Origin of the sequence: Planomonospora antibiotica, assembly GCF_014647955.1 — a bacterium.
Lineage (GTDB): Bacteria > Actinomycetota > Actinomycetes > Streptosporangiales > Streptosporangiaceae > Planomonospora > Planomonospora parontospora.
Genome location: NZ_BMQE01000002.1, coordinates 245,592 through 271,794, shown reverse-complemented (window position 1 = coordinate 271,794; position 26,203 = coordinate 245,592). Strand labels below are relative to the sequence as shown.

Genomic DNA, 26,203 nt, shown 5'->3' with positions numbered 1-26,203 from the left:
AAGGCGGCCATGGTGGCCGTCCTGGCGGCGGGCACGGCGGTCGGCGGCTGGCAGGCGGTCCCCGCGGCCGCCGTGTCCGCCCCGGCCGCCGGGTCCTACACCCTGGTCAACGCCGCCAGCGGCCTGTGCCTGGACGTCTCCGGGCAGAGCACCGCCGACGGCGCGCAGCTCGTGCAGTCCGGCTGCGACGGTGCCACCGCCCAGACCTGGGAGCTGTCGGCCGTCTCCGGCGGCTGGCGGCTGACCGCCGCCCACAGCGGCAAGTGCGTCGGCATCAAGGACGACAGCACCTCGGCGGGCAAGGCCGCCGTCCAGCAGGCCTGCTCGACCGGTGCCTTCCAGAGCTGGAACCTGGAGGTCGTCAGCGGTTCGACCTACCGGGTCGTCAACCTCGGCAGCGCCAAGTGCCTCAACGTCAAGGACGGCTCCACCGCCGCCGGTGCCGCCGTCCAGCAGAACTCCTGCGACTCGGTGGTCAGCAAGCGCTGGACGCTCAAGCCCGCCACCAGCGCGAGCCCCTCGCCCACCGCGACCCCGACGGCCACGCCCACCCCCACCCCCACCCCGACCCCGACGGCGACGGTGATCCCGCAGGGCGCCAAGCAGGTCGAGGACCTCGACCGCGGCCTGATCAGCGTGCGCTCGGGCAGCGCCAACCTGGTCTCCTGGCGGCTGCTGGCCACCGACCCGGACGGCGTGGCCTTCAACCTCTACCGCGACGGCACCAAGGTCAACCCCACCCCCGTCACCGGCTCCACCAACCACCTGGACACCGGCGCCTCGGCCGACGCCTCCTACACCGTGCGGGCCGTGATCAACGGTGCCGAGCAGGCGGCCTCCGCGCCCGCGCTGCGCCTGGCGAACGGCTACCTGGACGTGCCGATCTCCCCGCCGTCCGGCGGCACCACCCCCGACGGCGTCGCCTACACCTACGCCGCCAACGACGCGAGCGCCGGTGACCTCGACGGCGACGGACAGTACGAGATCGTGTTGAAGTGGGACCCGTCCAACGCCAAGGACAACTCCCAGTCCGGCTACACCGGCAACGTGTTCCTCGACGCCTACCGGCTGGACGGCACCCGGCTGTGGCGCGTCGACCTGGGCCGCAACATCCGCGCAGGCGCGCACTACACCCAGTTCCAGGTCTACGACTACGACGGCGACGGCGACGCCGAGGTGGCGGCCAAGACCGCCGACGGCACCCGCGACGGCACCGGCGCGGTGATCGGCTCGTCCTCGGCCGATCACCGCAACTCCTCCGGCTACGTGCTGTCCGGCCCCGAGTACCTGACCATGTTCGACGGGCGGACCGGCAGGGCCGCCTCGACGGTCGACTACGTGCCGGCCCGCGGCACCGTCTCCTCCTGGGGCGACTCCTACGGCAACCGGGTCGACCGGTTCCTGGCCGGCACCGCCTACCTCGACGGGAAGCGCCCGTCACTGATCATGGCGCGCGGCTACTACACCCGCAGCGTGATCGCCGCCTGGGACTTCCGCAACGGCACCCTGACCCGCCGCTGGACGTTCGACACCAACAGCTCCACCAACTCCGGCAAGGGCTACGACGGCCAGGGCAACCACGCCCTGACCGTGGGCGACGTCGACGCAGACGGCCGCGACGAGATCGTCTACGGCGCGATGACCGTCGACGACAACGGCTCCGGGCTGTGGACCACCAAGCTGGGCCACGGCGACGCGGCGCACCTGGGCGACCTGAACCCCTCCCGGCCGGGACTGGAGTACTTCAAGGTGAGTGAGGACAAATCCAAGCCCGGCTCGTGGTTCGCCGACGCCCGCACCGGTCGGGTGCTGTGGTCCACCGCCTCCGGCACCGACAACGGCCGCGGAGTCTCCGCCGACATCTGGGCCGGCAGCCCCGGCGCCGAATCGTGGTCGGCCGCCGACACCACGCTGCGCAGCGCCACCGGCGCCGCCCTGGGCCGTGAACCGTCCTCGATCAACTTCCTGGCCTGGTGGGACGGCGACCCGGTCCGCGAGCTGGTCGACCAGACCCGCATCGACAAGTACGGCACCAGCGGCGACACCCGGCTGCTGACCGCCTCCGGCGTGCACTCCAACAACGGCACCAAGGCCACCCCGTCGCTGACGGCCGACCTGTTCGGCGACTGGCGCGAGGAGGTCGTCTGGCCCACCGGCGACAACCGGGCCCTGCGCGTCTACAGCACCCCGCACCTGACCGACCGGCGCATCCACACCCTGATGCACGACCCGCAGTACCGCACCGCGGTCGCCTGGCAGAACACCGCCTACAACCAGCCGCCGCACCCGGGCTTCTTCATCGGCGACGGCATGTCCACTCCGCCCCGGCCCGACGTCTACGTGCGCTGAACCCGCGCGGCGACCCGTTTCCGGATCCGTGCCCGGCCCGGGAATCCCGGCCGGGCACGGACGGAGGTTCTGAGGTAACCTCCTACTGACAGAATGATGCTCGGTTTCATCGGGACGGGACCCAGGAGGCACTGTGGCAGAGGCGTACATCGTGGGGGCGGTCCGTACCCCGGTCGGCAAGAAGAAGGGCGGGCTGTCCGCCGTCCACCCCACCGACCTGGCCGCGCACACCCTCAAGGCGCTGATCGACCGTACGGGCGTCGACCCGTCCGCGGTCGAGGACGTGATCATGGGCTGCGTGATGCAGTTCGGCCCGCAGAGCATGGACATCGCCCGTAACGCGTGGCTCTCGGCAGGCCTGCCGGAGAGCGTCCCCGGCGTCACCATCGACCGCCAGTGCGGCTCCTCCCAGCAGTCGATCCACTTCGCGGCACAGGGTGTGCTCTCCGGCACCCAGGACCTCGTGGTCGCCGCCGGGGTGGAGTCGATGAGCATCGTCCCCATGGGGGCGAGCATCACCGCCGCGCTGGAGAAGGGCATGCCCTTCCCGTTCGGCGACGGCTGGGTCGAGCGGTACGGCAAGCAGGAGATCTCCCAGTTCCGCGGCGCGGAGCTGATGTGCGAGAAGTGGGACCTGTCGCGCGAGGAGCTGGAGCGGTACGCCTACGAGAGCCACCAGCGGGCGGCCAAGGCCGTCGCGAACGGCTACTTCAGGGACCAGATCGCCCCGGTCGGCGGCGTCGAGGACGACGAGGGCCCCCGCCCCGACACCACCCTGGAGAAGATGGCGGGCCTGAAGACCCTGAAGGAGGGCGGCCGGATCACCGCGGCCACCTCCTCGCAGGTCTCCGACGGCTCCGGCGCGCTGCTGATCGCCTCCGAGCAGGCGGTCCGCGACCACGGCCTGACCCCGCGCGCCCGCATCGTCACCCTGACGCTCGCCGGAGACGACCCGGTCTACATGCTGACCGCGCCCATCCCCGCCACGCGCAAGGCGCTGAAGCGGTCGGGCCTGTCCATCGACGACATCGACGTCACCGAGATCAACGAGGCGTTCGCCCCGGTCCCGCTGGCCTGGCTCAAGGAGATCGGGGCCGACCCGGCCAAGGTCAACCCGAACGGCGGCGCGATCGCCCTGGGCCACCCGCTCGGCGGCACCGGCGCGATCCTGATGACCAAGCTGCTCCACGAGCTGGAGCGCACCGGCGGCCGGTACGGCCTGCAGACGATGTGCGAGGGCGGCGGCCAGGCCAACGTCACCATCGTCGAGCGCCTGTAGGGGCGGACGCGCCCGCGCCGTACGGCGCGGGCGGAGACGGACGGAAGAAGGCGCCGCGGTCCCCTAGTGGGAGGGACCGCGGCGCCCTCCCTTCAGCGGCCGCCCTTGCCGGGGATCCGGCGCGGCTGCTGGGTCGGCCTCACCGGCAGGTGCGGTCTGGGCATCTGCCGGGGCACTGGCGGCATGGAGGGCAGGGTCCGCTCGGGGAGCGGGGTGCGGGTCCGGGTCTTCCCGGAACGCTTGGCGGTCGCGCGAATTCGCATATGGACTCTCCTTCGAAGACGGTGACGACGCGGCGCCGTGAAGGGCCGTGCCGGAAACTCAGCTGCCGCGTCAGGACTACGGGGCCAGAGGGCTGAGTGCGGGCGGATCAGTCGGTGGCTGATCGATGCCGGCTTCTAGGAGAAAATCCACATGACGATGACGGTACGCGCCAGGATCGGGCCGGTGCAAGCCATTTAATTTCGGTTTGTTCCTATCGATTCCGGGCGCATGGCGCGGTGGCCGCCGGACCGGCAGCGGCACCGGCGTCACGGGGCGGCGGCGGGACGGCCGAGACCGACGGGCCGGCGTCCTCCGCCCGGCCGGGGTCAGCGCACGGGCCGGGCAGAGGACGGCCGAGGGTCAGTGGATCGGCCGGCGGAGGTTCTCGGCGGCCGAGGCGCCGGGTTCGGACGGGGAGATCCAGGGCCCGTCGACGGAGGCGTCCAGGATGCCCTCCTCCGCGAACGCGTAGCGGCCCCGCAGCAGGTGCTTCGCCAGCCGTACGTCACCGGAGTCGGTGTTGTCCCAGAGGCGGTCGAAGAGCGCCTCGGCGCGCAGCCGCGCCTGGCGGCAGAAGGTGTCGGCCAGCTCGGCGGGGCGCCGGCCCAGCTCGGCCTCCTCCTCGCGGGCCCGAACGCAGACCGCGGTCATCGCGAACAGCTCGGCGCCGATGTCCACGATCCGGCCCAGGAACCCCTGCCGGTGCTCCAGTCCGCCCTGCCAGCGGGACATGCCGTAGAAGGTGGAGCGGGCGAGCCTGCGGCCGGTCCGCTCGACGTAGCGCAGGTGCGTCGCCAGGGGGCCGAACTCGGCGTAGGCGCCGGGCCGGTTCCCCGCCCCCGCGACCAGGGTGGGCAGCCAGCGGGCGTAGAACCCGCCGGCGCGGGCCGCGGCGCGGGCGCGGTCGCGCGGTGCCGCGGCGGGGTCGACCAGCTCGCCCGCCACCGACAGGTGCGCGTCCACCGCCTCGCGGGCGATCAGCAGGTGCATGATCTCGGTGGATCCCTCGAAGATCCTGTTGATCCGCACATCCCGCAGGAGCTGCTCGGCCGGGACCCCGCGCTCGCCCCGGGCGGCCAGCGACTCCGCGGTCTCGTAGCCCCGCCCGCCGCGCAGCTGGACCAGCTCGTCGGCGACCTTCCAGGCCAGCTCCGAGGCGTACAGCTTGGCGAGCGCGGCCTCGATCCTGATGTCGTTGCTCTCGTCGTCGGCCAGCCGGCAGGTCAGGTCCATCACCGCCTCCAGGGCGTAGGCCGTGCCGGCGATGAAGGCGAGCTTGCCCGCCACCGCCTCGTGCTCGCCGATCGGACGCCCCCACTGGACGCGCTCGGCGGCCCACTCCCGGGCGATCTTCAGCGCCCACTTGGCGTTGCCCGCGCAGGCGGCCGGGAGCGAGAGCCGCCCGGTGTTCAGCGTGGTCAGGGCGATCTTCAGGCCCTGGCCCTCGCGCCCGATCAGGTTGGCGGCGGGGACGCGGACCCGGTGGAACCGGGTGACGCCGTTCTCGATGCCGCGCAGGCCCATGAAGGCGTTGCGCCGCTCGACGGTGATCCCGGGGCTGTCGGCCTCCACGACGAAGGCGGAGATCTTCGACCCGGTGCGGGCCATCACCACCAGCAGGTCCGCCACGACGCCGTTGGTGGTCCAGAGCTTCACACCGTCGATCACGTAGTCGTCGCCGTCCCGGACCGCGGTGGTCGCCAGTCGCGCGGGGTCGGAGCCGACGTCGGGCTCGGTCAGCAGGAAGGCGGAGATCTCGCCCTTGGCGCACCGGGGCAGGAAGGCGCGCTTCTGCTCCTCGCTGCCGAACAGCTTCAGCGGCTGCGGCACCCCGATCGACTGGTGCGCGGAGAGCAGCGTGCCCAGCGCCGGGCAGTACGAGCCGGTGAGCATCAGGGCGCGGCCGTAGTAGAGGTACGGCAGGCCCAGCCCGCCGTACTCCCGCTTGATGGTGATGCCGAAGGCGCCGAGTTCGGCCAGGCCCTTGACGACCTCGTCGGGCACCTGCGCGGTCCGCTCGATCAGCGCGGGGTCGACCTTGCCGTCCAGGAACCCGCGCAGGGCGCGCAGGAAGTCCTCACCCCGGCGGACCTCCGCCTCCGGCAGCGCCGGGGCGGGATGGACGAGGTCGAGGCGGAAGTCGCCCAGGAACAGCTGCCGGCCGAAGCTGGGCCGGGTCCACTCCTTCTCGCGGGCCTGCTCGGCCACCGCACGTGCCTTGGCGTAATCGGTCGTCATCGTGACCTCCTCGGACGCGGATGCCTCCGACGCTACGCCGGGGCGGCAGGCCCGAGAAGACACCGGCGGCCGGGGCGTCGCCCCGCGGGCGGCCCGGCGGCCGCGCTACTGCGGTACGCGGGCCACACAGAAGACGGTCTGCCCGAAGGGAGGCCGGACGAACCGCTCGATGAAGCGGGTGGCGGGGACGACGGTGCGGTCGTAGATCTTCACCAGCCGGGGGTCGGGGTAGCCGACGCCGCCGCGCCGCACGGCGGCCCACCACGCGATGCCGCCGAGGAAGTTGATCGGCTTGAGCACGTCGATGTCGAGGCCGGCCTTCGTGACCGTGCTGCGCAGGGTGGCGGGGGTGTAGCGGGTGACGTGGCCGACCTTGCGGTCGAAGTCGCCGTACAGCTGCATGTAGCCGGGGACCCAGATGACGATCCGGCCGCCGGGCAGGGTGACGGCGGCGAGCGAGCGCAGGGCCTCGACGTCCTCCTCGATGTGCTCCAGGACGTTCATCATGACGACGGTGTCGACCTTCTCCCCGATGGGGATCTCGGTCGGCAGGCCGAACTGCAGCACGTCGATGTCGTCGCGCCCGGTGAAGCGCTTCTTCAGCTGCTCCACGCAGTAGGGGTCGAAGTCGCTGACCACCAGCCGGTCCAGGCGGGGCAGGAACTGCTCGGCGAAGTGGCCGAGGCCGGAGCCGATCTCCAGCATGGAGCGGCCCACGTGCGGGGCGACCATGTCGAACTCGTACTGGCGATAGTTTCTGGCCTCGTCCCCACCGAGGTGGTTCTCCAGGGCCTCGTCGCCGGCCGCGGGTTGCACTACGCGGTCATACCCAGACATGCGGTTCCGTCCAGCTCGCAGAAGACCGCGGCGCGGCGGCCACGGCTACGGACAGGCAGAGTCTAGTAGCCGTTCCCCTCGACCGGCCCCCCAAACTCCCCGAAGAGGACATCCGGCGGCCCTGCGCGGGAGGTCGCGGGGGAGCGGGCGGGAGGGCGGTGAGCCCCCCTCGGCCGAACCGATCATCACGGTTATCCTTTTGCGTCATTTATGGGCATTTAGTGGTCATCGACATTTAAATGAAGTTAACAATAAGTATTTCGGCGCGCGGGAGAAGATTCAATCCCGCAATGGGGGGGTGATTTCCTCCGGGGGGGAAAATCCGCACCCCGAAACGGTTTCATGTCCGGCCCGTGACCTTGACCGGATGTTATTCCTGGTACGCGGAAGGAGCTGGAACCGATGGAATCCATCCCGTGGTGGCGTGGGAACCTCCCTGTGGAGACGAGCAGCTTCGTCGGCCGCGAGACCGAGGTGAGAGAGCTGGTGAAGCTCCTGGCCGAGGCGCCGCTGGTCACGGTCGCCGGTCCCGAGGGCGTCGGCAAGTCGCGGATCGCCGTCAAGGCGGCCGAGGAGTGCCGGGACGCCTACCTGGACGGCGTGTGGCTGGTCGAGCTCTCCGGTGAGCGCAACGGCGACCTGCTCGCCCACACCGTCGCGGCCGTCCTGGGCTTCCGCGAGGAGTCCACCCGCTCCCAGACGGAGGTGCTGGTGGAGTTCCTGGCGGGGAAACGGCTCCTGCTCCTGCTGGACACCTGCGAACACCTCCTGCCCGCCTGCCGCGACCTCCTCGGCCGGATCCTGGCCCGCGCGCCCGGCGTGCGGATCATCGCCACCTCCCGCCAGCCCCTCGGCGTGGAGGGGGAGACCCTCCTGTCCGTCGAACCGTTCCGCACACCCGACCCCGCGGGGCCGGGGGCGGGGCTGGAGGACGACGCGCTCCGGCTCTTCCTCGACCGGGCCGGGACCGCCGCGCCCGGCCTGACCCTGGACGAGGCGCGGCTGAAGGCCGCCGCCCGGATCTGCCGGCGGCTGGACGGCATCCCCCTCGCCGTCGAGCTGGCCGCCGGGCAGCTGCGGAGCATGCCGGTGGAGCGGTTCGCCGAGCGGCTGGACGGCCGGTTCGCCGCGCTCTCGGCCAACCGGGCCCTCGTCTCCCGGCACCAGACGCTGCGCACCGCGGTCGGCTGGACCCACGAGCTCTGCACCCCGGCCGAACGCCTGCTCTGGGCGCGCCTGTCGGTCTTCGCCGGGAACTTCGACGCCGAGGCGGCCGACTGGGTCTGCGGCGACGAGCACCTGGCCGGCGTGCCGGAGCTGCTGGCCGTCCTCGTGGACAAGTCGCTGCTCATCAGGGTCCCCGGCGGCTACCGCCAGCTCGACACGATCAGGGAGTACGGCAGGGAGCAGCTCGTCCGGCTCGGGGAGGAGGACCGGCTGGCCGAGCGGCACCGCTGCTACTACCTCGACCTGGCCCGCAGGGCCGACGCCGGCTGGTACGGCCCCGACCAGGAGGCGTGGGCCAGGCGGCTCAACTCCGCGATCACCAACTTCCGGGTCGTCCTCGACTCCGGCACCCCCACCGGGGCGGCGGCCTCCGGCCGGATCCCCGCCCCCGCCCCCGCCCCCGCCTCCGTCGAGCTCGCCGGAGCGCTCTGGATCCTCTGGTTCTGCCTGGGCCGCCTGCGCGAGGGCCGCTACTACATGCGGCGGGCGATCGAGGCCTCGTCCCCCACCGACCCCGGCCTGCCCAAACTCCTGTGGGCCGACGGCTGCGTGGCCATGGCCCAGGGCGATCTGGAGTCCGGCCGCCGCCGGGCCGAGACCGCACTGGCCGTGGCCCTGCAGTGGGGCGACTACGAGGCGGCGGGGCACGCGCGGCTCCGCCTGGCGGTCCGCTCGCTGTGCGTCGGGGCCCTCGAAGAGGTGGAGCCCGGCGTCAAGCTCGTCATCAAGTACTTCCGGAGGGCACAGATCATGACCGTGAGCGAACCGCTCGCCCTGGTGACCGCAGCCATGGCGGCCACGTGGCGCGGTGACTTCGCCAAGGCCATCACCGTGCTGCAGGAGGTGCAGCGCCTCTGCGACGACCACGGCGAACGCTGGGCCCGCGCCACCGGCGACTACGTGCTCTCCATCGCCCAGCTCGGCCTCGGCCGGCTGGAGGAGGCCGAGCTGGCCGCCCGCCAGTCGCTCGCCGCCAAGTGGCGCCTGCGGGACACCACCGGCGTGGCGCTCGCCCTCGACCAGCTGGCGGTCATCGCCGCCGTCCAGGGCGACGGCTACCGTACGGCCCGGCTCCAGGGGTCCGGCATGCGGTTGTGGGCCACGTTCGGGCTGCGGGGGTTCGGCTCGGAGAGCATGTCCGAGCCGCGGACCGTCGCCGAGCGCACCGCCCGCCAGCTGCTCGGCGACGACGCCTACGACACGGTCTTCGCCGAGGGCCACGACGACGACCCCGACTCCGCGGTGGCCTACGCGCTCGACTGAGTCGTACGCCCTCGACGTCATACGCCCCCCGACGGAGCCGGAGGACCCCGGGCCCCGCCGGTCCGGCCGGTCCGGCGGGGCCGGTTACGCGCCCTGCTGATCGCCGGGCGCGGCCAGCCAGGCGTCCACCTTCTGCAGCAGGTCCTTGCGCACCTGCTCGGGGGCGGCCGAGGCCCGGATCGACTGCCGGGCCAGCTCCGCCACCTCCGCGTCGCGGAAGCCGTACACCTGCCGGGCCAGCTCGTACTGGGGCAGCAGCCGCGAGCCGAACAGCAGGGGGTCGTCGGCGCCCAGCGCGATCGGCACCCCGGCGTCGAACAGCCGCCGCAGCGGCACGTCCTCGGCCCGCTCGGTCACCCCCAGCCCGACGTTCGACATCGGGCAGACCTCGCAGGTGATCTGCCGGTCGGCGAGCCGCTCCATCAGCCGCGGCGACTCCGTCGCCCGGATCCCGTGCCCCACCCGGTCGGCGCCCAGGTCGTCCACGCACTCGGCCACGCTCGCCGCGCCCAGCAGCTCCCCGCCGTGCGGTACGGCCAGCAGCCCGGCCCGCCGGGCGATCCGGAACGCCCCGTCGAAGTCGCGGGCCCGGCCCCGGCGCTCGTCGTTGGAGAGCCCGAACCCCACGACGCCCTGGTCGAGGTAGTGGGTGGCCAGGCGGGCGAGCGTCTTGGCGTCCAGCGGGTGCCGGGTCCGGTTGGCGGCCACCACGACCGCGATCCCGATCCCGGCGTGCCCGGCGGCCCGGTGCACGGCGTCGAGCATCAGCTCCATCGTCGCGGTGAGCCCGCCGAACCGGTGGGCGTACCCGGACGGGTCCACCTGGATCTCCAGCCAGGCCGAGCCCTCGGCCGCCTCGTCCTCGGCGGTCTCCCGCACCAGCCGGTAGATGTCCTCCGGACGCCGCAGGGCCGAGCGCGCGATGTCGTAGAGCCGCTGGAACCGGAACCAGCCCCGCTCGTCGGTGGCCCGCAGCTTCGGCGGCCAGTCCTGCACCAGCGCGTCCGGCAGGTGCAGCCCGTGCTCCCGCGCGAGCTCGATCAGGGTGGCGTGCCGCATGGAGCCGGTGAAGTGCAGGTGCAGGTGGGCCTTGGGCAGGGCGCTGAGCGGACGTGGCATTTCCATATGGTGCCGTACCGTCGCGGTCCGGCGGGCCGGACCCTCTCAACCCGCGGGCGTGTCCGTGCGTTGGGAGGGGCGAAAGGGGACCTCGCTGATGACGGAAGAAGACGAGGCGGCCTTCGACGAGTTCCTGGCCGCACGGAGTACGGCGCTGCTGCGCACCGCGATCCTGGTCTGCGGGGCGTCGGCGCACGACGCCGAGGACCTGGTGCAGCACGCGCTGGAGACGGTCCCGGACGGCTCCGGGGTCCTGCTGACCTCGGTCGCGCCGCCCGCCCCCGACGGCGACCGCGGACCCGGACACGACCGCGATAGCCCGCCGACTGATCCGGACGCCGCTCCGCGGCCGGGACTGGGGCCGGAGCCGCACGTCGGAGCGGGGGACCGCGACGGCGGGCGGTGACGGCGGACCGTGACGGATAGAAAAGATCACGGAATTTCCCGAATGCTTTCACCGGGCCCCGGCCCCGTGCGAGAGTTGGGGCGTCATGAGTGGTCGGGACGGTGCCGGAGACGCGGTGGGAGCGGACCTTTTCGTCGGCAGGCGCGCGGAGTGGGCCGAGATCCGCAGCCTCCTCGGAAGGCGGCGCCACCTCACCCTGACCGGTGCCGCCGGAGCGGGCAAGAGCACCCTCGCGCGGCGCCTGGCCGACTCGATGGAGCAGGGGTCCCCCGGATCCGTGTGCGTCCTGGACCTGTCCGAGGCGCCGGACGACCTCCCCGGCCTGACCGGCATGCTCGCCCGCGCGCTCGGCGTCCGCGTCCGCCCGGGAGCGTCCGCCTTCGACGCCGTGGCCGTGGAGCTGCTCTCCCGGCCGCGGACGCTCGTCCTGGACGACTGCGACCGCGTCGCGGGCACCGCCGGGGTCCTGGCGGACCGGCTGCTGCGCGAGGTCGGCGTGCTGCGCGTCCTGGCCACCAGCAGGCAGCGGCTCGGCTTCGCCGGCGAGCACACCTACCAGCTCGGCGGCCTGTCGGAGGACGAGGCCGTCGACCTGCTCACCGAACTGGCCGGCGACAGGCTCGGCGGGGCCGACCCGGCCGAGGTCTGCCGGCGGCTCGACAATCTCCCGCTGGCGATCGGGCTGGCCGCGGCGGCACCCGACCCCGCCGCGGCCGACCTCTTCGCGGCCCGCCCGGACACCCGGCGGCACGGCTCCATGGGCGCCGCGCTCGGCTGGAGCCACGACCGGTGCGGCCGGGAGGAGCGCCTGGTGTGGGCCCGCGTGTCGGTCTTCTCCGGAGGCTTCGACGCCGAGGCGGCCCAGCACGTGTGCGCCTACGGAGGTCTCACCGTCGAGCAGGTCCTCGGCGCGCTCCGCGGCCTGTCCGACAAGTCCGTCCTGCTGTGCGAGAAGGACGGCGGCGGCGTCCGCTACCGCCTGCCGAACACCGTCCGGGCGTTCGGCGCCGCGCTGCTGGAGGACCTCGGCGAGGCGGAGGAGGCCCGGCGCCGCCACCGCGACCACTTCCTGGACCTGTCGGCGCGCGCCACCGGGGGCTGGCGGAGCGACCAGCTCGGCTGGTACCACCGGGTCCTGCCCGACCTCGCCAACCTGCGCGAGGCGGTGGAGGACTGCTACGCCAGGCCCGAGGAGCGCCGCAAGGGCCTGGAACTGGTCGGCAACCTGTGGTTCCTGTGGGTCTGCTGCGGCCGGTCCGCGCTCGGGTACGAACTGCTCCGGCGCGGCCTGGACCTGGAGCGCCGGCCCTCCCCCGAGCGGCTCAAGGCGCTGTGGGTGCAGACCTGGATGTCGATCCAGCGCGGTGACGTCGAGGACGCGGAGCGCACCCTCGCCGAGTGCGCGACGAGCGACTGGGAGGGGGCCGTGGACCTGGTCCCCTACATCAGCCACTTCCAGTCGCACCTGGCCGTCGCCAGGGGCGACGTGGGCAAGGCCCTGTGGCTCATCAAGGACGCCCGGGAGCGCCACCGCTCGTCCGGCGACGTCTTCCCCGGGTTCCTGCCGACCTACATCGTCGTGGCCACCGGCATGATGCTCTCCGGCGAGTACGCGCGGGCGACGACCGTCCTGCGGGAGGGCCGCGAGCTCTGCGCCTCCTACCGCGACTACTGGACCCTCGCCCGCCTCGACCTGATCCTCGGGCTCGCCGAGCACATCCTCGACAACACCGCGGCGGCCACCGCGTCCGTCCGCGAGTCCCTCCGCGGCGCCCGGATGTTCGACGACGGCGTCTGCCTCACCGAGGGCCTGGAGGTGTTCGCGGTGATCGCCGAGGGCGACGCGCACGACACCCTCGCCCTGTTCCTCCTCGGCGCGGCGGCCACCGCCCGCGAGAACGCCGGGACGCCGTCGCTGCGCTCGCCCGTGCTGACCGAGCTGCTCCGCCGCTCCGAGGCGAGGCTGCTCGCCCGCAACGACAAGGAGGAGCACGACCGGCTCATCGGGACGGGGCGCTCGACGGACCTGCCGACCGCCGTGGAGCACGCCCTCCAGGGGCTCACCTTCTGACGGGCCCGCCGTCCGGTGCGGGGCCCGCCGCCCGGCGGAGGGAACCCGGCCGCGTGCCGCACCGCCGTACGGGGCGCCGCCCGCGGCCGTCGGCGACCGCCCGGGACCTCCGGGCCGGACCGTGCGGGTCCCGGCCCGGCGGCGGCCGGTACGGCTAGCGGGCCTCGCCCAGGAACTTCGCCACCCGGCCGACCCCCTCGGCCAGGTCCTCGTCGCCGAGCGCGTAGGACAGGCGGAAGTAGCCCGGGGTGCCGAAGGCCTCACCGGGGACGAGCGCGACCTCGGCCTCCTCCAGGATGATCTCGGCGAGCTCGGCGGAGGTCTGCGCCCGCCTCCCGCCGAACTCCCGGCCCAGCAGCCCCTTGACCGAGGGGTAGGCGTAGAAGGCGCCCTTGGGCTCGGGGCAGACCACGCCCGGGATCTCGTTGAGCATGCGGACCATCGTCCGGCGGCGGCGGTCGAAGGCCTCCCGCATCCGGGCCACCGCCGACAGGTCGCCGGTGACCGCGGCCAGGGCGGCGGCCTGGGCCACATTGGAGACGTTGGAGGTGGCGTGCGACTGCAGGTTGGCCGCCGCCTTGACGACGTCCTCGGGGCCGATCAGCCAGCCCACCCGCCAGCCGGTCATCGCGTAGGTCTTGGCGACGCCGTTCAGCACGACGACCCTGTCGCCCAGCTCGGGCACGGCGGTGGCGATGCTGGAGAAGGTCGCGTCGCCGTAGGTGAGGTGCTCGTAGATCTCGTCCGTGACGACCCACAGGTCGTGCTCGGCGGCCCAGCGGCCGATCGCCTCGACCTGCTCCGGGCTGTAGACCGCGCCGGTCGGGTTGGACGGGGAGACGAACAGCAGGGCCTTCGTGCGGTCGGTGCGGGCGGCCTCCAGCTGCTCCACACCCGCCAGGTAGCCGGTGGTCTCGTCGGTCACCACGTCGACCTGGACGCCGCCGGCCAGCTTGATCGCCTCGGGGTAGGTCGTCCAGTAGGGGGCCACGACCAGGACCTCGTCGCCCGGGTCGAGCAGCGTGGCGAACGCCTCGTAGACCGCCTGCTTGCCGCCGTTGGTGATCAGGACCTGGGACGCGCCGACCCGGTAGCCGGAGTCGCGGAGGGTCTTGTCGGCGACGGCCTGCTTGAGCTCGGGGAGCCCGCCGGCCGGCGTGTACTTGTGGAACCGGGGGGTGCGGCACGCCTCGACGGCGGCCTCGACGATGTAGTCCGGGGTCGGGAAGTCCGGCTCGCCGGCGCCGAAGCCGATGACCGGGCGGCCCGCCGCCTTCATCGCCTTGGCCTTGGCGTCCACGGCGAGCGTGGCGGACTCGGAGATCGCGGAGATGCGGGCGGAGATGCGAGGACGGGTCATACCTCCATGGTTACAGACCCGTCGCCTCGTTTCCGTCCTCCATCCATCATGCGGACGCGTCCGCGGCGGCTCCGCACAGGCGGGGAGAAGAACCCGTGACCGTCCCGTTACCCTCCCTGTGACCTGCGATGCGGGTTTCCGGTTCGACGTGGGGCCCATTCCCCCGTAGACTCCGGCGTGGTCTTTCCGCCGTATGCGTGTTCGGCGGTCAAGACCGGTGAGCCGCGGACAAACTTCGGGTCAACCGGGGTATGGTGGTTCATGTCTTAGGGCACTAGCGCAATTGGTAGCGCACCGGTCTCCAAAACCGGCGGTTGGGGGTTCGAGTCCCTCGTGCCCTGCGAGGAGCGGTCCGCGCATCAGGGCGTCTAGCGCGCCGCAGACATGCGTTGGATACGACGGATCAGGTGAGGACTGTGGCGATCGACACGCGCGGCGAAACCGCAGACAAGCCGAGCGGTGAGAAGAAGCCGAAGCGCACTTCTCCCGCCCTCTTCTATCGGCAGATCGTCGCCGAGCTGCGCAAGGTCATCTGGCCCACGCGCAAGGAACTCATTTCTTACACCATCATCGTCCTGGTCTTCGTTTTGATCATGGTCGGGATCGTGGCCGGGCTCGATGCGCTGTTCACCGAGGGCGTGCTGAGGATCTTCGGCGGCGCCTGAGCCGGCATCCGGCGGGTCGTCCCGCCGTGACCCCAGCCCCTCCGCAAGTCCAGTCAGCCCATCGACGAAAAGAGAAAGAGCCACCGTGTCCGAGTCTTCACAGTCGGCCGGCGAGTCCCGCGAAGAGTGGGAGGGCGAGCCGGAAGAGGCCGTCGACGCCGCGGAGGATTCGCTCGGCGAGTCCGAAGAGGTCGACGAGTCCGGAGCTCGCGACGAGTCCGGGGAGGCTCGTGACGAGTCCGCCGACGCCGACGCCGGAAGCGAGGCCGAAGAGGCCCCGGCCGGCGCCGTCGACGAGGACGGTGACGTCCTTCCCGACGTCGACCCGGTCGAGGAGTTCAAGCGCCACCTGCGCGGCCAGTACGGCGAGTGGTACGTCATCCACTCCTACGCCGGCTACGAGAACCGCGTGAAGGCCAACATCGAGACCCGCACGCAGTCCCTCAACATGGAGGACTTCATCTTCCAGGTCGAGGTGCCCACGCACCACGTGACCGAGGTGAAGAGCGGCAAGCGCCAGCTCGTCAAGGAGCGCGTGCTGCCCGGTTACGTGCTGGTCCGGATGGAGCTCACCGACGAGTCCTGGTCCGCGGTGCGCAACACGCCCGGAGTGACCGGCTTCGTCGGGCTCTCGAACAAGCCGAGCCCGCTGAGCATCGACGAGGTCGCCAAGCTGCTGGCCCCCGAGCCCAGCGAGGAGACCAAGAAGACGACCGCCAAGGCCACCACGGCGACCGTCGACTTCGAGGTGGGCGAGTCGGTCACCGTCATGGACGGCCCCTTCGCCACCCTGCCCGCGACGGTCAGCGAGATCAGCGCCGAGTCGCAGAAGCTCAAGGTGCTGGTTTCGATCTTCGGCCGCGAGACCCCGGTCGAGCTCTCGTTCAACCAGGTCTCGAAGATCTGACCCGTCACATAAACTAAGACGTTCGGCGGCCGCGCTTCGCGAAGCGCGGCCCGTCGGCACGCTCCCCGCATCTGCGTGGGAGCCGCATCACCCCGATTAGGACCCGGAGAGAACCATGCCTCCTAAGAAGAAGATCGCGGCACTGGTCAAGGTCCAGCTTCCCGCTGGCCAGGCCACGCCCGCTCCGCCGGTCGGTACCGCCCTCGGTCCGCACGGCGTCAACATCATGGACTTCGTGAAGCAGTACAACGCTGCCACCGAGGCCCAGCGCGGCAACATCATCCCCGTTGAGATCACCATCTTCGAGGACCGCAGCTTCACCTTCATCACGAAGACGCCCCCGGCGCCAGAGATGATCAAGAAGGCCGCCGGCGTGACGAAGGGCTCGGCCGTCCCGCAGAAGGACAAGGTCGGCAAGCTCACCCGTGAGCAGCTGCGCCAGATCGCCGAGACGAAGATGCAGGACCTCAACGCCAACGACATCGAGGCGGCGGAGAAGATCATCGCCGGCACCGCCCGGTCGATGGGCATCACGATCGCCGACTAGGCGTTCACCACCACCAACCTCGAAGCGAGTGGAGGGGCCAGGCGCTGGCCCGCACCACGGACACTCGGATCCACAGGAGTGAGCAAGTGAAGCGCAGCAAGGGCCACCGCAACGCAGCGGCCAAGTTCGACCGCGACAACCTGTACAGCCCGGCCGAGGCCGCGAAGCTGGCCAAGGAGACCAACGTCGCCAAGTTCGACGCGACCGTCGAGGTCGCCCTGCGGCTGGGTGTCGACCCCCGCAAGGCGGACCAGATGGTGCGCGGCACCGTCAACCTCCCGCACGGCACCGGTAAGACCGCCCGGGTCCTGGTCTTCGCGACCGGTGACCGTGCCGAGGAGGCCCGTGCCGCGGGCGCCGACATCGTGGGCGCCGACGAACTGATCGACGAGGTCGCCAAGGGCCGCCTCGACTTCGACGCGGTCGTCGCCACCCCCGACCTCATGGGCAAGGTCGGCCGTCTGGGCCGCGTCCTCGGCCCGCGCGGTCTGATGCCGAACCCCAAGACCGGCACCGTCACCCCGGCGGTCGGCAAGGCCGTCACCGACATCAAGGGCGGCAAGATCGAGTTCCGTGTCGACCGGCACGCGAACCTGCACTTCATCATCGGCAAGGTGTCGTTCGGTGAGCGTCAGCTCATCGAGAACTACGCCGCCGCCCTCGACGAGGTGCTGCGTCTCAAGCCGTCGGCGGCCAAGGGCCGCTACCTCAAGAAGATCACCTTCTCCACGTCCATGGGCCCCGGCATCCCGGTCGACCCGAACGTGACGCGCGGCATGACCGCCGACCTCGACGCCTGATCTATCAGACGTCCGTCGTAGAGGGCCTCGACCGAATGGCCATTCGGTCGAGGCCCTTCTTCGTTCTTGTGGCCGAAGCGGTCCGGCTCCCCGGCGCATAGTCTCGTAGACAAGTCCGATGGGGGATTACGAAGGGGTGTGAGGACGGATGCGCCGATTGGCTTCCGCGCTGGCGCTGGGAACGGCCGCGCTGATCGGAGTCGCGGGATGCGGTGCGCAGGGCACCGCATCCCTTGGAAACGTGAAACTGGCGGCGGCCGAGGCGGTTCAGCAGAGCGCCCAGAAGGCCGAGGAGGTCACCTCCTACTCCGCCGACCTGGTGTTCGACGCCAAGGACGGCGAGCGCGGCGCCGGCAAGGTCCAGGGCCGCATGGTCTACCAGAGCAAGCCCCAGCTCGCGACGGACATCACGCTGGACGTGATCTCCTTCGGCGAGCAGAACGTGCCCGGCGGGGCGCGGGCCATCCTGCTCGGTGACACGGTCTACGTGAAGTCGGACCTGCTGACCCGGTTCACCGGCGGTGCCAAGCCGTGGGTGAAGGTGTCGACCGCCGACCTGGACGCCGGCGACCAGGCCGAGGTCCGCGGACTCATGGACCAGGCCCAGCAGTTCGACCTGCCCGGCACGGTCAAGCTGCTGACGGCATCCAAGGACGTCAAGGCCGTCGGCACGGAGACGGTCGGCGGTGTGGAGACGACCCACTACAGCGGCACCTTCCCGGTGGCCGAGGCCGCGAAGGCGCTCGACCCGGCCGACCGCGAGCAGCTGCAGGGCCGGTTCGCCGAGGCGAAGAACGTGAAGTTCGACCTGTGGGCCGACGCGCAGAGCCTGCCCCGGAAGGTCACGCTGAGCGGCGCCGAGCAGGGCGCCTCGTTCACCATGGCGGCGCACTTCCAGGGCTTCAACGAGCCGGTGACGATCGCGGCCCCGCCCGCCGACCAGGTGGGCGACCTGCCGAAGGACCTCGGCGAGCAGCCGCGGGAGGGCTCGGGCGGCAACTGAGCCCCGCGTACGGCCCGCGCCCCGGAACTGTCCGGACGGGGCGCGGGCCGTACGCGTGTCCGGAGCCGTTCCGGAGCCGTTCCGGAGCGGGCGGGGGTCCGGCCGGTTCCGCGATTTGGCATCCCTGCCCGGGACGCGTAAGCTGTCCAACGCCGAAGACCGCCGGTCGTCGTCGGGCCTCATGGCCTGGCGGCCCAAGGATCCACATCAGTGGACGGCCTGCGCAGGTGTGATGTGAGTTTTCATCTGGATTGATTTCCTTATGTGAGCCCCGTGCGCCTGCGCCGGGGCTTGTTCTCATTTATGGGCCTTTGCCGGCGGCACATCTGGAAGGAGGCCCATGGCGAAGGCGGAAAAGGCAACGGCTGTAGCCGAGCTGAAGAGCAGCTTCGAAGGCTCCAGCGCTGCCGTTCTGACCGAGTACCGCGGTCTCACCGTCGCCCAGCTCAAGCAGCTGCGCGTTTCTCTCGGTGAGAATGCGAATTTCGCCGTGGTGAAGAACACGCTGACCAAGATCGCGGCCAACGAGGCCGGGATCAGCCAGCTCGACGACCTGCTCGCGGGCCCGTCGGCGATCGCGTTCGTCAAGGGCGACGTGGTCGAGGCTGCCAAGAGTCTGCGTGACTTCGCCAAGGCCAATCCCCTCCTGGTCATCAAGGGCGGTGTCGTCGACGGTAAGGCGATGACCTCGGCCGAGATCAGCAAGCTTGCCGACCTTGAGTCGCGCGAGGTCCTCCTCGCGAAGCTGGCCGGCGCTCTGAAGGCGAAGCAGGGCCACGCGGCCGCTGTCTTCAACGCGCTGCCCACCAACATGGCTCAGCTGGCCGAGGCTCTGCGCGCGAAGCGCGCGGAGGCCGGCGAGTAGGTCCGCGCACGCGGCCCCAGGGGATTAGCGCATACGCACCGCGGTCCCAATTCTCATCAGTTAGATCCATACGGAGGAAATCATGGCGAAGCTCAGCACCGACGAGCTGCTCGACGCTTTCAAGGAGATGACCCTCCTCGAGCTGTCCGACTTCGTGAAGCTCTTCGAGGAGACCTTCGACGTCAAGGCTGCCGCCCCGGTCGCCGTTGCCGCCGCCCCCGCCGCCGGTGGTGGCGCCGCCGCTGAGGAGGCCGAGGAGCAGGACGAGTTCGACGTCGTCCTCGAGGCCGCCGGCGACAAGAAGATCCAGGTCATCAAGGAGATCCGCGCCCTGACGAGCCTGGGCCTCAAGGAGGCCAAGGACCTGGTCGACGGCGCTCCGAAGCCGGTCTTCGAGAACAAGGTCAACAAGGAGCAGGCGGAGAAGGCCAAGGCCGCCCTCGAGGCCGCCGGCGCCACCGTCAGCGTCAAGTAATTCGCTTCACCGTAAGAGGGCGGGTCCACCAGGTGCCGGTGGACCCGCCCTTTTTCGCGTCCGCGGTGGCGGCGCCGCGCGTCGCGGTCCGGGCGCCGGAGTCTCTCGCGGGCTGCGCGTCCCGGGTCCGGAGCCGGCGGGAGTCCCTCGCGGGCTGCGCGTCCCCGGTCCGGTTCCAGGAGTCCCCTCGGGGGCCGGGCGGCGACGACTTTCCCCTCTTGTTGTTGGACTGATGGTCTGATAGCCATGCCGTAACGGATGGTGGGCGGCCGGCGGGTCCGGCCGGTGGGCGGCCCGCCGCCGGAGTGGGCGGACCGGTCTTCTGGAGGACGGCGCGTGGGCGTGGAAGTCGTGGTCGAGGGCCTGACGAAGTCGTTCGGCAGGCAGGTGATCTGGGAGGACGTCACGCTGACGCTCCCCGCCGGTGAGATCTCGGTGCTGCTCGGGCCGTCCGGCACCGGCAAGTCCGTCTTCCTCAAGTCCCTGGTCGGCCTCCTGCGGCCCGAACGCGGGCACATCTGGATCGACGGGCACGATCTGGCCAACTGCAGCGAGAGCAAGCTGTACGAGCTCCGCAGGCTGTTCGGCGTGCTGTTCCAGGACGGGGCGCTGTTCGGCTCGCTCAACCTCTACGACAACGTCGCCTTCCCGCTGCGCGAGCACACCCGCAAGGGCGAGACCGAGATCCGCCGCATCGTGATGGAGAAGATGGATCTCGTCGGCCTGGTCGGCGCCGAGGGAAAGCTCCCGGGAGAGATCTCCGGCGGCATGCGCAAGCGCGCGGGCCTGGCGCGGGCGCTGGTGCTCGACCCCGAGATCATCCTGTTCGACGAGCCCGACTCGGGCCTGGACCCGGTCCGCACGGCCTACCTGAACCAGCTGATCGTGGACCTCAACGCGGAGACCGAGGCGACCTTCCTCATCGTCACGCACGACATCAACACCGCCCGGACGGTTCCCGACGGCATCGGCCTGCTGTTCCGGCGAGAGCTGATCATGTTCGGGCCGCGGGAGATGCTGCTCTCCAGCGACGAGCCGGTGGTGCGGCAGTTCCTCAACGCCCGCAGACACGGCCCGATCGGCATGTCGGAGGAGAAGGACGTCTCCGAGCTGGAGGCCGAGGCGCAGCTGGGGCAGGACCCCGGGGTCCTGCCGCCGATCCCGCCGCAGCTCATGCCGAGCGGGAACCGGACGCGCCGCACCCAGCGCCCCCCGGGCGCGTGGCTGGCGGCCAACGGCGTCATCCCGCCGCCGAACTCGTTCGTGGACGAGCGCGGGCGCAACTGGCTGGAGGAGTACCCGCGGCTCGTCGCGGCCCGTGCCCGCGGGGAGGGATGACGCCGGCCTCCCGGGAGCGGGCGCCGTCCCCCGGCCGTCCGCGCGGGGTACGGTCACCCGCCGCGGAGCGGTGTCCCCGGCGGGGCGGTGACGGCCGCGCCGCGCGGGCGAGGTTCGGAAAGGTCCGATGAGGATCCGCCCGCCGGGTTATGATCCGGCGATCGGGGACCTTTCGGTCGGGTACGGCGGGGCCGTACGCGACCTCGGTCCACCGCCCGGCCGCGTGACGGGAGACGAGCATGGCAGTGGGGGCCGGCAGGTCATCTCGCCCGCTGAGGGTCGCCGGGCTCGTGCTCGGCGTGCTGATCGCCATGCTGCTGGCGGCGGCCCTGTGGATCGGCGGGCAGCTGCGGGACGCGCAGGCGGCGGCGGACGACCGGGAGGCGGCGCTGCGCGCCGCGGGGACGCACGCGATGAACCTGCTCTCGGTGGGCTACCGGACCGTCGACGCCGACGTCGCACGCATCCTGGACACCTCCACCGGACCGGCCAGGGCCGAGTACACCAGGACCGCCGAGGCGCTGCGGAAGACCACGACGGAGGAGAAGGTGGTGCAGACCGGCGCCCTGCGCGCGGTGGGGCTGGTCTCGCTGAGCGGGGACACCGCCCGGGTGATGGTGGTCGGGGACGCCGTGATCGAGTGGGACGGGAGCAAGAACGCTCCACAGGAGCGGTTCTACCGCTGGACCATGGAAGTCACCAGGGCCGGAGGGAAGTGGCTCGTGTCGAAGGCGGAGCTGGTCCCGTGACGCGGGTTTCCCTGGTGGCCGGCGGGGTACTGACCGCCGTGGCGCTGGTGCTCGCGGGGGCGGTCGGCGTCATGCTGGTCGATCTGAGCCGGCTCCGCGCGGAGGAGGAGGCCGGCAGGGAGGCGCTCGCGGCGGTCCGGTCGGTGGCCTCGGACATGCTGTCCTACGACCACCGAACGATCGAGCAGGATCTGGCGAGGGCCGCGGGTTACGCCACGGGAGAGCTCACCGAGCACTACAGGAGGCTCTCCACGACCCTGGTGCCGACGGCCAGGCGTCAGCAGGCGGTGCAGTCGGTGGCGCTCTCGGGCGCGGCGGTGGAGTCGGCCGGGGGCGACCGGGTCGAGGTGCTGCTGTTCATGAACGTGAACACGGTGAAGACCCCGGCGGGGGAGAAGACGCCACGCCGGCAGGTCAGTCAGAGCCGGGCCCGCTTCGTGATGGTGAAGCAGGGCTCCAGGTGGCTGGTCGCGGAGCTGTCCACGCTGCTCGGAGATCCTCCGCCGCCGTGATCTCCCCGTCCGGGCATGGCGCGTTACCCAATTGTTGGTAAATCCTGTGTTTGAGAAACCTGCGGTCAGGGGTACACCCACCACGGCAGCGTCGATCGTCGGTCGGTTATCGGCCGGAGGTCGAGCCGCCGGGCGTCCGGGCGTTAACCTCTCCGGGGCGCGGGCATCGTCTGGAAGCCGACGGTGTGCCCAGCCGCCCGGTGGGGAGAACTCCCAGCGTCCCGGCGGTTCCACGGCTGGAAGGCGGGATCCCGGGCTTGACGTTTCGGCTCCGACGAGCGATGCTGCGACCAACGTGGAGCATGCAGCGAGACTGAAGTGGACAGGCGTGTGCCGTTCGGCTACACTGCCCCTTTGCGCTGCCCTTTGACGACCCGCTTCTTTTGGTGCTCTGATGCATGGTCGTCTGGCGTGCGTGTAGTCAGTCCGCCGCGAGCCCTCGGAAGGACATCTGTTGGCAGCCTCGCGCAACGCCTCCGCCGTACCCGCTGGTCCCCGTCGTGTGTCTTTTGCACGGATTCAGGAGCCGCTCGAAGTTCCTGACCTTCTCGCCCTGCAGACCGAGTCCTTCGACTGGCTGCTCGGCAACGAGAAGTGGAAGGGGCGGGTCGAGGCGGCTCGCCAGGCCGGGCGCAAGGACGTTCCGGCCCAGTCGGGTCTCGAAGAGATCTTCGAGGAGATCAGTCCCATCGAGGACTTCTCCGGAACCATGTCCCTGTCGTTCCGGGACCACCGGTTCGAGCCGCCAAAGTACTCAGTCGATGAGTGCAAAGACAAGGACATGACCTACTCCGCCCCGATGTTCGTCACGGCGGAGTTCATCAATAACACCACTGGTGAGATCAAGAGCCAGACCGTGTTCATGGGCGATTTCCCGCTCATGACCGGGAAGGGTACCTTCATCATCAACGGCACCGAGCGTGTCGTGGTCTCCCAGCTGGTCCGGTCCCCGGGCGTCTACTTCGATCGCAGCATCGACAAGACCTCCGACAAGGACCTGTACGGCTGCAGGGTGATCCCCTCCCGGGGCGCCTGGCTCGAGTTCGAGATCGACAAGCGCGACAGCGTCGGCGTCCGCATCGATCGCAAGCGCAAGCAGGCCGTCACGGTCCTGCTCAAGGCGCTGGGCTGGACGAACGAGCAGATCCTCGAGCGCTTCGGTCAGTACGAGTCGATGCGCGCCACCCTGGAGAAGGACCACACGGCCGGCCAGGACGACGCCCTGCTCGACATCTACCGCAAGCTGCGTCCGGGCGAGCCGCCGACCAGGGAGTCGGCGCAGACCCTGCTCGAGAACCTGTACTTCAACCCCAAGCGCTACGACCTGGCCAAGGTCGGCCGCTACAAGATCAACAAGAAGCTCGGGGCCGACAGCGACATCACGCAGGGGACGCTGACCGAAGAGGACATCGTCGCCACCATCGAGTACATCGTCAAGCTGCACGCGGGCGAGGTCTCGATGAACGGCGCCTCCGGCCGGGAGGTCGTCGTCGAGACCGACGACATCGACCACTTCGGCAACCGCCGCCTGCGCACCGTCGGGGAGCTCATCCAGAACCAGGTCCGCCTGGGCCTGGCCCGTATGGAGCGCGTCGTCCGCGAGCGGATGACCACCCAGGACGTCGAGGCGATCACGCCGCAGACCCTGATCAACATCCGCCCCGTGGTGGCGTCGATCAAGGAGTTCTTCGGCACCTCCCAGCTGTCGCAGTTCATGGACCAGACCAACCCCCTGGCCGGGCTGACGCACAAGCGCCGCCTGTCCGCGCTGGGCCCCGGCGGTCTGTCCCGTGAGCGCGCGGGCTTCGAGGTCCGTGACGTGCACCCCTCGCACTACGGCCGCATGTGCCCGATCGAGACGCCGGAAGGACCGAACATCGGTCTGATCGGCTCGCTGGCCTCCTTCGGCCGGGTCAACTCCTTCGGGTTCGTGGAGACGCCGTACCGGAAGGTCGTCGACGGGCGGGTCACCGACCAGGTCGACTACCTCACCGCCGACGAGGAGGACCGGTACGTCATCGCCCAGGCGAACACGCCGATCGGTTCCGACGGCAGTTTCCTGGAGGACCGCGTGCTCGTCCGCCGCAAGGGCGGCGAGTTCGAGTCCCTGCGGGCCAACGAGGTCGACTACATGGACGTCTCGGCGCGCCAGATGGTGTCCGTGGCGACCGCGATGATCCCCTTCCTCGAGCACGACGACGCCAACCGCGCGCTCATGGGCTCCAACATGCAGCGCCAGTCGGTGCCGCTGCTCAAGAGCGAGGCTCCGCTGGTCGGCACCGGCATGGAGTACCGCGCCGCCACCGACGCCGGCGACGTCATCACCGCCGACAAGGCCGGTGTGGTGGAGGAGGTCTCCGCCGACTACGTCACCGTCATGAACGACGACGGCACCCGCACGACCTACCGGGTCGCCAAGTTCAAGCGTTCCAACCAGGGCACCTGCTTCAACCAGAAGCCGATCGTGGCCGAGGGTGACCGCATCGAGGTCAACCAGGTCATCGCCGACGGTCCGTGCACGGACGACGGCGAGATGGCGCTCGGCAAGAACCTCCTCGTGGCGTTCATGCCGTGGGAGGGCCACAACTACGAAGACGCGATCATCCTGTCCCAGCGCCTGGTCCAGGACGACGTCCTCTCCTCGATCCACATCGAGGAGCACGAGGTCGACGCGCGCGACACCAAGCTGGGCCCCGAGGAGATCACCCGGGACATCCCGAACGTCTCCGAGGAGGTCCTGGCCGACCTCGACGAGCGCGGCATCATCCGCATCGGCGCCGAGGTCGTCCCCGGCGACATCCTCGTCGGCAAGGTCACGCCCAAGGGCGAGACCGAGCTGACCCCCGAGGAGCGCCTGCTCCGCGCGATCTTCGGTGAGAAGGCGCGCGAGGTCCGTGACACCTCCCTCAAGGTGCCCCACGGCGAGCAGGGCAAGGTCATCGGCGTCCGCGTGTTCAGCCGCGAGGAGGGCGACGAGCTCCCCCCCGGCGTCAACGAGCTGGTCCGCGTCTACGTGGCCCAGAAGCGCAAGATCACCGACGGTGACAAGCTCGCCGGCCGCCACGGCAACAAGGGCGTCATCTCCAAGATCCTGCCGGTCGAGGACATGCCGTTCCTCGAGGACGGCACGCCGGTCGACATCATCCTCAACCCGCTGGGCGTGCCCGGCCGAATGAACGTCGGCCAGGTCCTGGAGACCCACCTCGGGTGGATCGCCGCCAGGGGATGGGACATCTCGGGCATCGAGGAGGCGTGGGCCGAGCGGCTGCGCGACAAGGGCTTCGGCCAGGTCGCCCCGCGCACCAACGTCGCCACCCCGGTGTTCGACGGCGCCAGCGAGGAGGAGATCGTCGGCCTGCTCGACAGCACCCTGGTCAACAGGGACGGCGGGCGGATGGTCGGCGAGAACGGAAAGGCCCGGCTGTTCGACGGCCGGTCCGGCGAGCCGTTCCCGCACCCGATCTCGGTCGGCTACATCTACATCCTGAAGCTGCTCCACCTGGTCGACGACAAGATCCACGCGCGGTCGACCGGTCCTTACTCCATGATCACGCAGCAGCCGCTGGGCGGTAAGGCCCAGTTCGGCGGCCAGCGGTTCGGCGAGATGGAGGTGTGGGCGCTGGAGGCGTACGGCGCCGCCTACGCCCTCCAGGAGCTGCTGACGATCAAGTCCGACGACGTCCTCGGCCGGGTGAAGGTCTACGAGGCCATCGTCAAGGGCGAGAACATCCCCGAACCGGGCATCCCCGAGTCGTTCAAGGTCCTCATCAAGGAAATGCAGTCGCTGTGCCTGAACGTCGAGGTGCTCTCCAGCGATGGCATGTCCATCGAGATGCGGGACACCGACGAGGACGTCTTCCGCGCGGCGGAAGAGCTCGGCATCGACCTGTCCCGGCGCGAGCCGAGCAGTGTCGAAGAGGTCTGATCTA

Annotated in this window: 21 protein-coding genes and 1 tRNA gene; 17 read left to right on the top strand and 5 right to left on the bottom strand. The window is 70.8% G+C overall.

Annotated elements, in window-relative coordinates:
* Window positions 1-9: 9 nt before the first annotated feature.
* Together IEZ06_RS03070 and IEZ06_RS03065 are read left to right on the top strand one after the other, a co-directional pair.
* The gene (locus IEZ06_RS03070; RefSeq protein WP_203871776.1) at window positions 10-2,349 is read left to right on the top strand and encodes a rhamnogalacturonan lyase family protein; all 2,340 of its coding nucleotides are present in this window, start codon (window positions 10-12) and stop codon (window positions 2,347-2,349) included.
* A gap of 133 nt (window positions 2,350-2,482) precedes the next feature.
* The gene (locus IEZ06_RS03065; protein ID WP_189235094.1) at window positions 2,483-3,628 is read left to right on the top strand and encodes an acetyl-CoA C-acetyltransferase; all 1,146 of its coding nucleotides are present in this window, start codon (window positions 2,483-2,485) and stop codon (window positions 3,626-3,628) included.
* Window positions 3,629-3,720: 92 nt separating this feature from the next.
* Here the strand turns inward: IEZ06_RS03065 and IEZ06_RS03060 are convergent, their stop codons facing one another.
* The 3 genes from IEZ06_RS03060 to IEZ06_RS03050 form a co-directional block, all read right to left on the bottom strand.
* Complete coding sequence (locus tag IEZ06_RS03060; RefSeq protein WP_189235093.1) at window positions 3,721-3,891, bottom strand: hypothetical protein; 171 nt, start codon at window positions 3,889-3,891, stop codon at window positions 3,721-3,723.
* A gap of 361 nt (window positions 3,892-4,252) precedes the next feature.
* Entirely contained in the window at window positions 4,253-6,130 is a 1,878-nt protein-coding gene (locus IEZ06_RS03055) for an acyl-CoA dehydrogenase family protein (protein ID WP_189235092.1), read from the bottom strand.
* 105 nt (window positions 6,131-6,235) lie between these two features.
* The gene (locus IEZ06_RS03050) at window positions 6,236-6,946 is read right to left on the bottom strand and encodes a class I SAM-dependent methyltransferase (RefSeq protein WP_229797735.1); all 711 of its coding nucleotides are present in this window, start codon (window positions 6,944-6,946) and stop codon (window positions 6,236-6,238) included.
* Between the two features lie 423 nt (window positions 6,947-7,369).
* Between IEZ06_RS03050 and IEZ06_RS03045 the strand changes: the two genes are divergently transcribed.
* Entirely contained in the window at window positions 7,370-9,457 is a 2,088-nt protein-coding gene (locus IEZ06_RS03045; protein WP_189235090.1) for an ATP-binding protein, read from the top strand.
* Window positions 9,458-9,541: 84 nt separating this feature from the next.
* On the opposite strand, the gene IEZ06_RS03040 is transcribed toward IEZ06_RS03045, so the two are convergent.
* The gene (locus IEZ06_RS03040) at window positions 9,542-10,576 is read right to left on the bottom strand and encodes an adenosine deaminase (protein WP_189235089.1); all 1,035 of its coding nucleotides are present in this window, start codon (window positions 10,574-10,576) and stop codon (window positions 9,542-9,544) included.
* Window positions 10,577-10,673: 97 nt separating this feature from the next.
* Here IEZ06_RS03040 and IEZ06_RS03035 point away from each other — a divergent pair, with 97 nt between their 5' ends.
* A complete protein-coding gene (locus IEZ06_RS03035; protein WP_189235088.1) occupies window positions 10,674-10,982 on the top strand; it encodes an RNA polymerase sigma factor in 309 nt (102 codons plus the stop codon).
* 115 nt (window positions 10,983-11,097) lie between these two features.
* On the top strand, window positions 11,098-13,053 hold the full coding sequence (locus IEZ06_RS03030) for an ATP-binding protein (protein WP_189235087.1): 1,956 nt from the start codon (window positions 11,098-11,100) through the stop codon (window positions 13,051-13,053).
* Window positions 13,054-13,207: 154 nt separating this feature from the next.
* On the opposite strand, the gene IEZ06_RS03025 is transcribed toward IEZ06_RS03030, so the two are convergent.
* Window positions 13,208-14,413 carry a pyridoxal phosphate-dependent aminotransferase gene (locus IEZ06_RS03025; protein WP_189235086.1) on the bottom strand — a complete coding sequence of 402 codons (1,206 nt, stop codon included), beginning with the start codon at window positions 14,411-14,413 and terminating at the stop codon, window positions 13,208-13,210.
* Window positions 14,414-14,681: 268 nt separating this feature from the next.
* On the opposite strand from IEZ06_RS03025, the gene IEZ06_RS03020 reads away from it, so the two are divergent.
* The 12 genes from IEZ06_RS03020 to rpoB all read left to right on the top strand — a co-directional run bounded on the left by IEZ06_RS03020 (window position 14,682) and on the right by rpoB (window position 26,199).
* Window positions 14,682-14,754, top strand: a tRNA-Trp gene (locus IEZ06_RS03020).
* Window positions 14,755-14,829: 75 nt separating this feature from the next.
* Window positions 14,830-15,078 carry a preprotein translocase subunit SecE gene (gene secE / locus IEZ06_RS03015; protein ID WP_068896718.1) on the top strand — a complete coding sequence of 83 codons (249 nt, stop codon included), beginning with the start codon at window positions 14,830-14,832 and terminating at the stop codon, window positions 15,076-15,078.
* Window positions 15,079-15,163: 85 nt separating this feature from the next.
* Window positions 15,164-15,985: a transcription termination/antitermination protein NusG gene (gene nusG / locus IEZ06_RS03010; RefSeq protein ID WP_189235085.1), complete on the top strand. Its 822-nt coding sequence runs from the start codon at window positions 15,164-15,166 to the stop codon at window positions 15,983-15,985.
* A 115-nt stretch (window positions 15,986-16,100) separates the two neighbouring features.
* Window positions 16,101-16,532, top strand: coding sequence for a 50S ribosomal protein L11 (gene rplK, locus IEZ06_RS03005; protein ID WP_068896520.1), 432 nt, complete (start codon window positions 16,101-16,103; stop codon window positions 16,530-16,532).
* Window positions 16,533-16,618: 86 nt separating this feature from the next.
* The gene (gene rplA / locus IEZ06_RS03000; protein ID WP_189235084.1) at window positions 16,619-17,332 is read left to right on the top strand and encodes a 50S ribosomal protein L1; all 714 of its coding nucleotides are present in this window, start codon (window positions 16,619-16,621) and stop codon (window positions 17,330-17,332) included.
* A 148-nt stretch (window positions 17,333-17,480) separates the two neighbouring features.
* Window positions 17,481-18,335 (top strand): SCO4651 family lipoprotein, encoded by an 855-nt coding sequence (locus IEZ06_RS02995; protein ID WP_189235083.1) that lies wholly within the window; start codon window positions 17,481-17,483, stop codon window positions 18,333-18,335.
* 340 nt (window positions 18,336-18,675) lie between these two features.
* Window positions 18,676-19,200 carry a 50S ribosomal protein L10 gene (gene rplJ / locus IEZ06_RS02990; RefSeq protein ID WP_189235082.1) on the top strand — a complete coding sequence of 175 codons (525 nt, stop codon included), beginning with the start codon at window positions 18,676-18,678 and terminating at the stop codon, window positions 19,198-19,200.
* An 82-nt stretch (window positions 19,201-19,282) separates the two neighbouring features.
* Window positions 19,283-19,675, top strand: a complete 393-nt coding sequence (gene rplL / locus IEZ06_RS02985) for a 50S ribosomal protein L7/L12 (protein WP_068896524.1) — start codon at window positions 19,283-19,285, stop codon at window positions 19,673-19,675.
* 336 nt (window positions 19,676-20,011) lie between these two features.
* The gene (locus tag IEZ06_RS02980) at window positions 20,012-21,013 is read left to right on the top strand and encodes an ABC transporter ATP-binding protein (RefSeq protein WP_189235081.1); all 1,002 of its coding nucleotides are present in this window, start codon (window positions 20,012-20,014) and stop codon (window positions 21,011-21,013) included.
* Window positions 21,014-21,252: 239 nt separating this feature from the next.
* Entirely contained in the window at window positions 21,253-21,762 is a 510-nt protein-coding gene (locus IEZ06_RS02975) for an Rv1363c family protein (RefSeq protein WP_189235080.1), read from the top strand.
* Window positions 21,759-22,274 (top strand): hypothetical protein, encoded by a 516-nt coding sequence (locus tag IEZ06_RS02970; RefSeq protein WP_189235079.1) that lies wholly within the window; start codon window positions 21,759-21,761, stop codon window positions 22,272-22,274. Before IEZ06_RS02975 ends, IEZ06_RS02970 begins: the two co-directional genes overlap by 4 nt.
* A gap of 454 nt (window positions 22,275-22,728) precedes the next feature.
* The gene (gene rpoB, locus IEZ06_RS02965; RefSeq protein WP_189235078.1) at window positions 22,729-26,199 is read left to right on the top strand and encodes a DNA-directed RNA polymerase subunit beta; all 3,471 of its coding nucleotides are present in this window, start codon (window positions 22,729-22,731) and stop codon (window positions 26,197-26,199) included.
* Window positions 26,200-26,203: the final 4 nt, after the last annotated feature.

Bases quoted from the DNA above. Each gene is read 5' to 3' on its own strand.
- IEZ06_RS03045 (WP_189235090.1), top strand. From the start codon at position 7,370: ATGGAATCCATCCCGTGGTGGCGTGGGAACCTCCCTGTGGAGACGAGC.
- rplK (WP_068896520.1), top strand. From the start codon at position 16,101: ATGCCTCCTAAGAAGAAGATCGCGGCACTGGTCAAGGTCCAGCTTCCC.
- IEZ06_RS03025 (WP_189235086.1), bottom strand. From the start codon at position 14,413: ATGACCCGTCCTCGCATCTCCGCCCGCATCTCCGCGATCTCCGAGTCC.
- rplL (WP_068896524.1), top strand. From the start codon at position 19,283: ATGGCGAAGCTCAGCACCGACGAGCTGCTCGACGCTTTCAAGGAGATG.
- IEZ06_RS03060 (WP_189235093.1), bottom strand. From the start codon at position 3,891: ATGCGAATTCGCGCGACCGCCAAGCGTTCCGGGAAGACCCGGACCCGC.
- IEZ06_RS02975 (WP_189235080.1), top strand. From the start codon at position 21,253: ATGGCAGTGGGGGCCGGCAGGTCATCTCGCCCGCTGAGGGTCGCCGGG.
- rplJ (WP_189235082.1), top strand. From the start codon at position 18,676: ATGGCGAAGGCGGAAAAGGCAACGGCTGTAGCCGAGCTGAAGAGCAGC.
- IEZ06_RS03035 (WP_189235088.1), top strand. From the start codon at position 10,674: ATGACGGAAGAAGACGAGGCGGCCTTCGACGAGTTCCTGGCCGCACGG.
- IEZ06_RS03040 (WP_189235089.1), bottom strand. From the start codon at position 10,576: ATGCCACGTCCGCTCAGCGCCCTGCCCAAGGCCCACCTGCACCTGCAC.
- IEZ06_RS02995 (WP_189235083.1), top strand. From the start codon at position 17,481: ATGCGCCGATTGGCTTCCGCGCTGGCGCTGGGAACGGCCGCGCTGATC.
- IEZ06_RS03055 (WP_189235092.1), bottom strand. From the start codon at position 6,130: ATGACGACCGATTACGCCAAGGCACGTGCGGTGGCCGAGCAGGCCCGC.
- IEZ06_RS03070 (WP_203871776.1), top strand. From the start codon at position 10: ATGGTGGCCGTCCTGGCGGCGGGCACGGCGGTCGGCGGCTGGCAGGCG.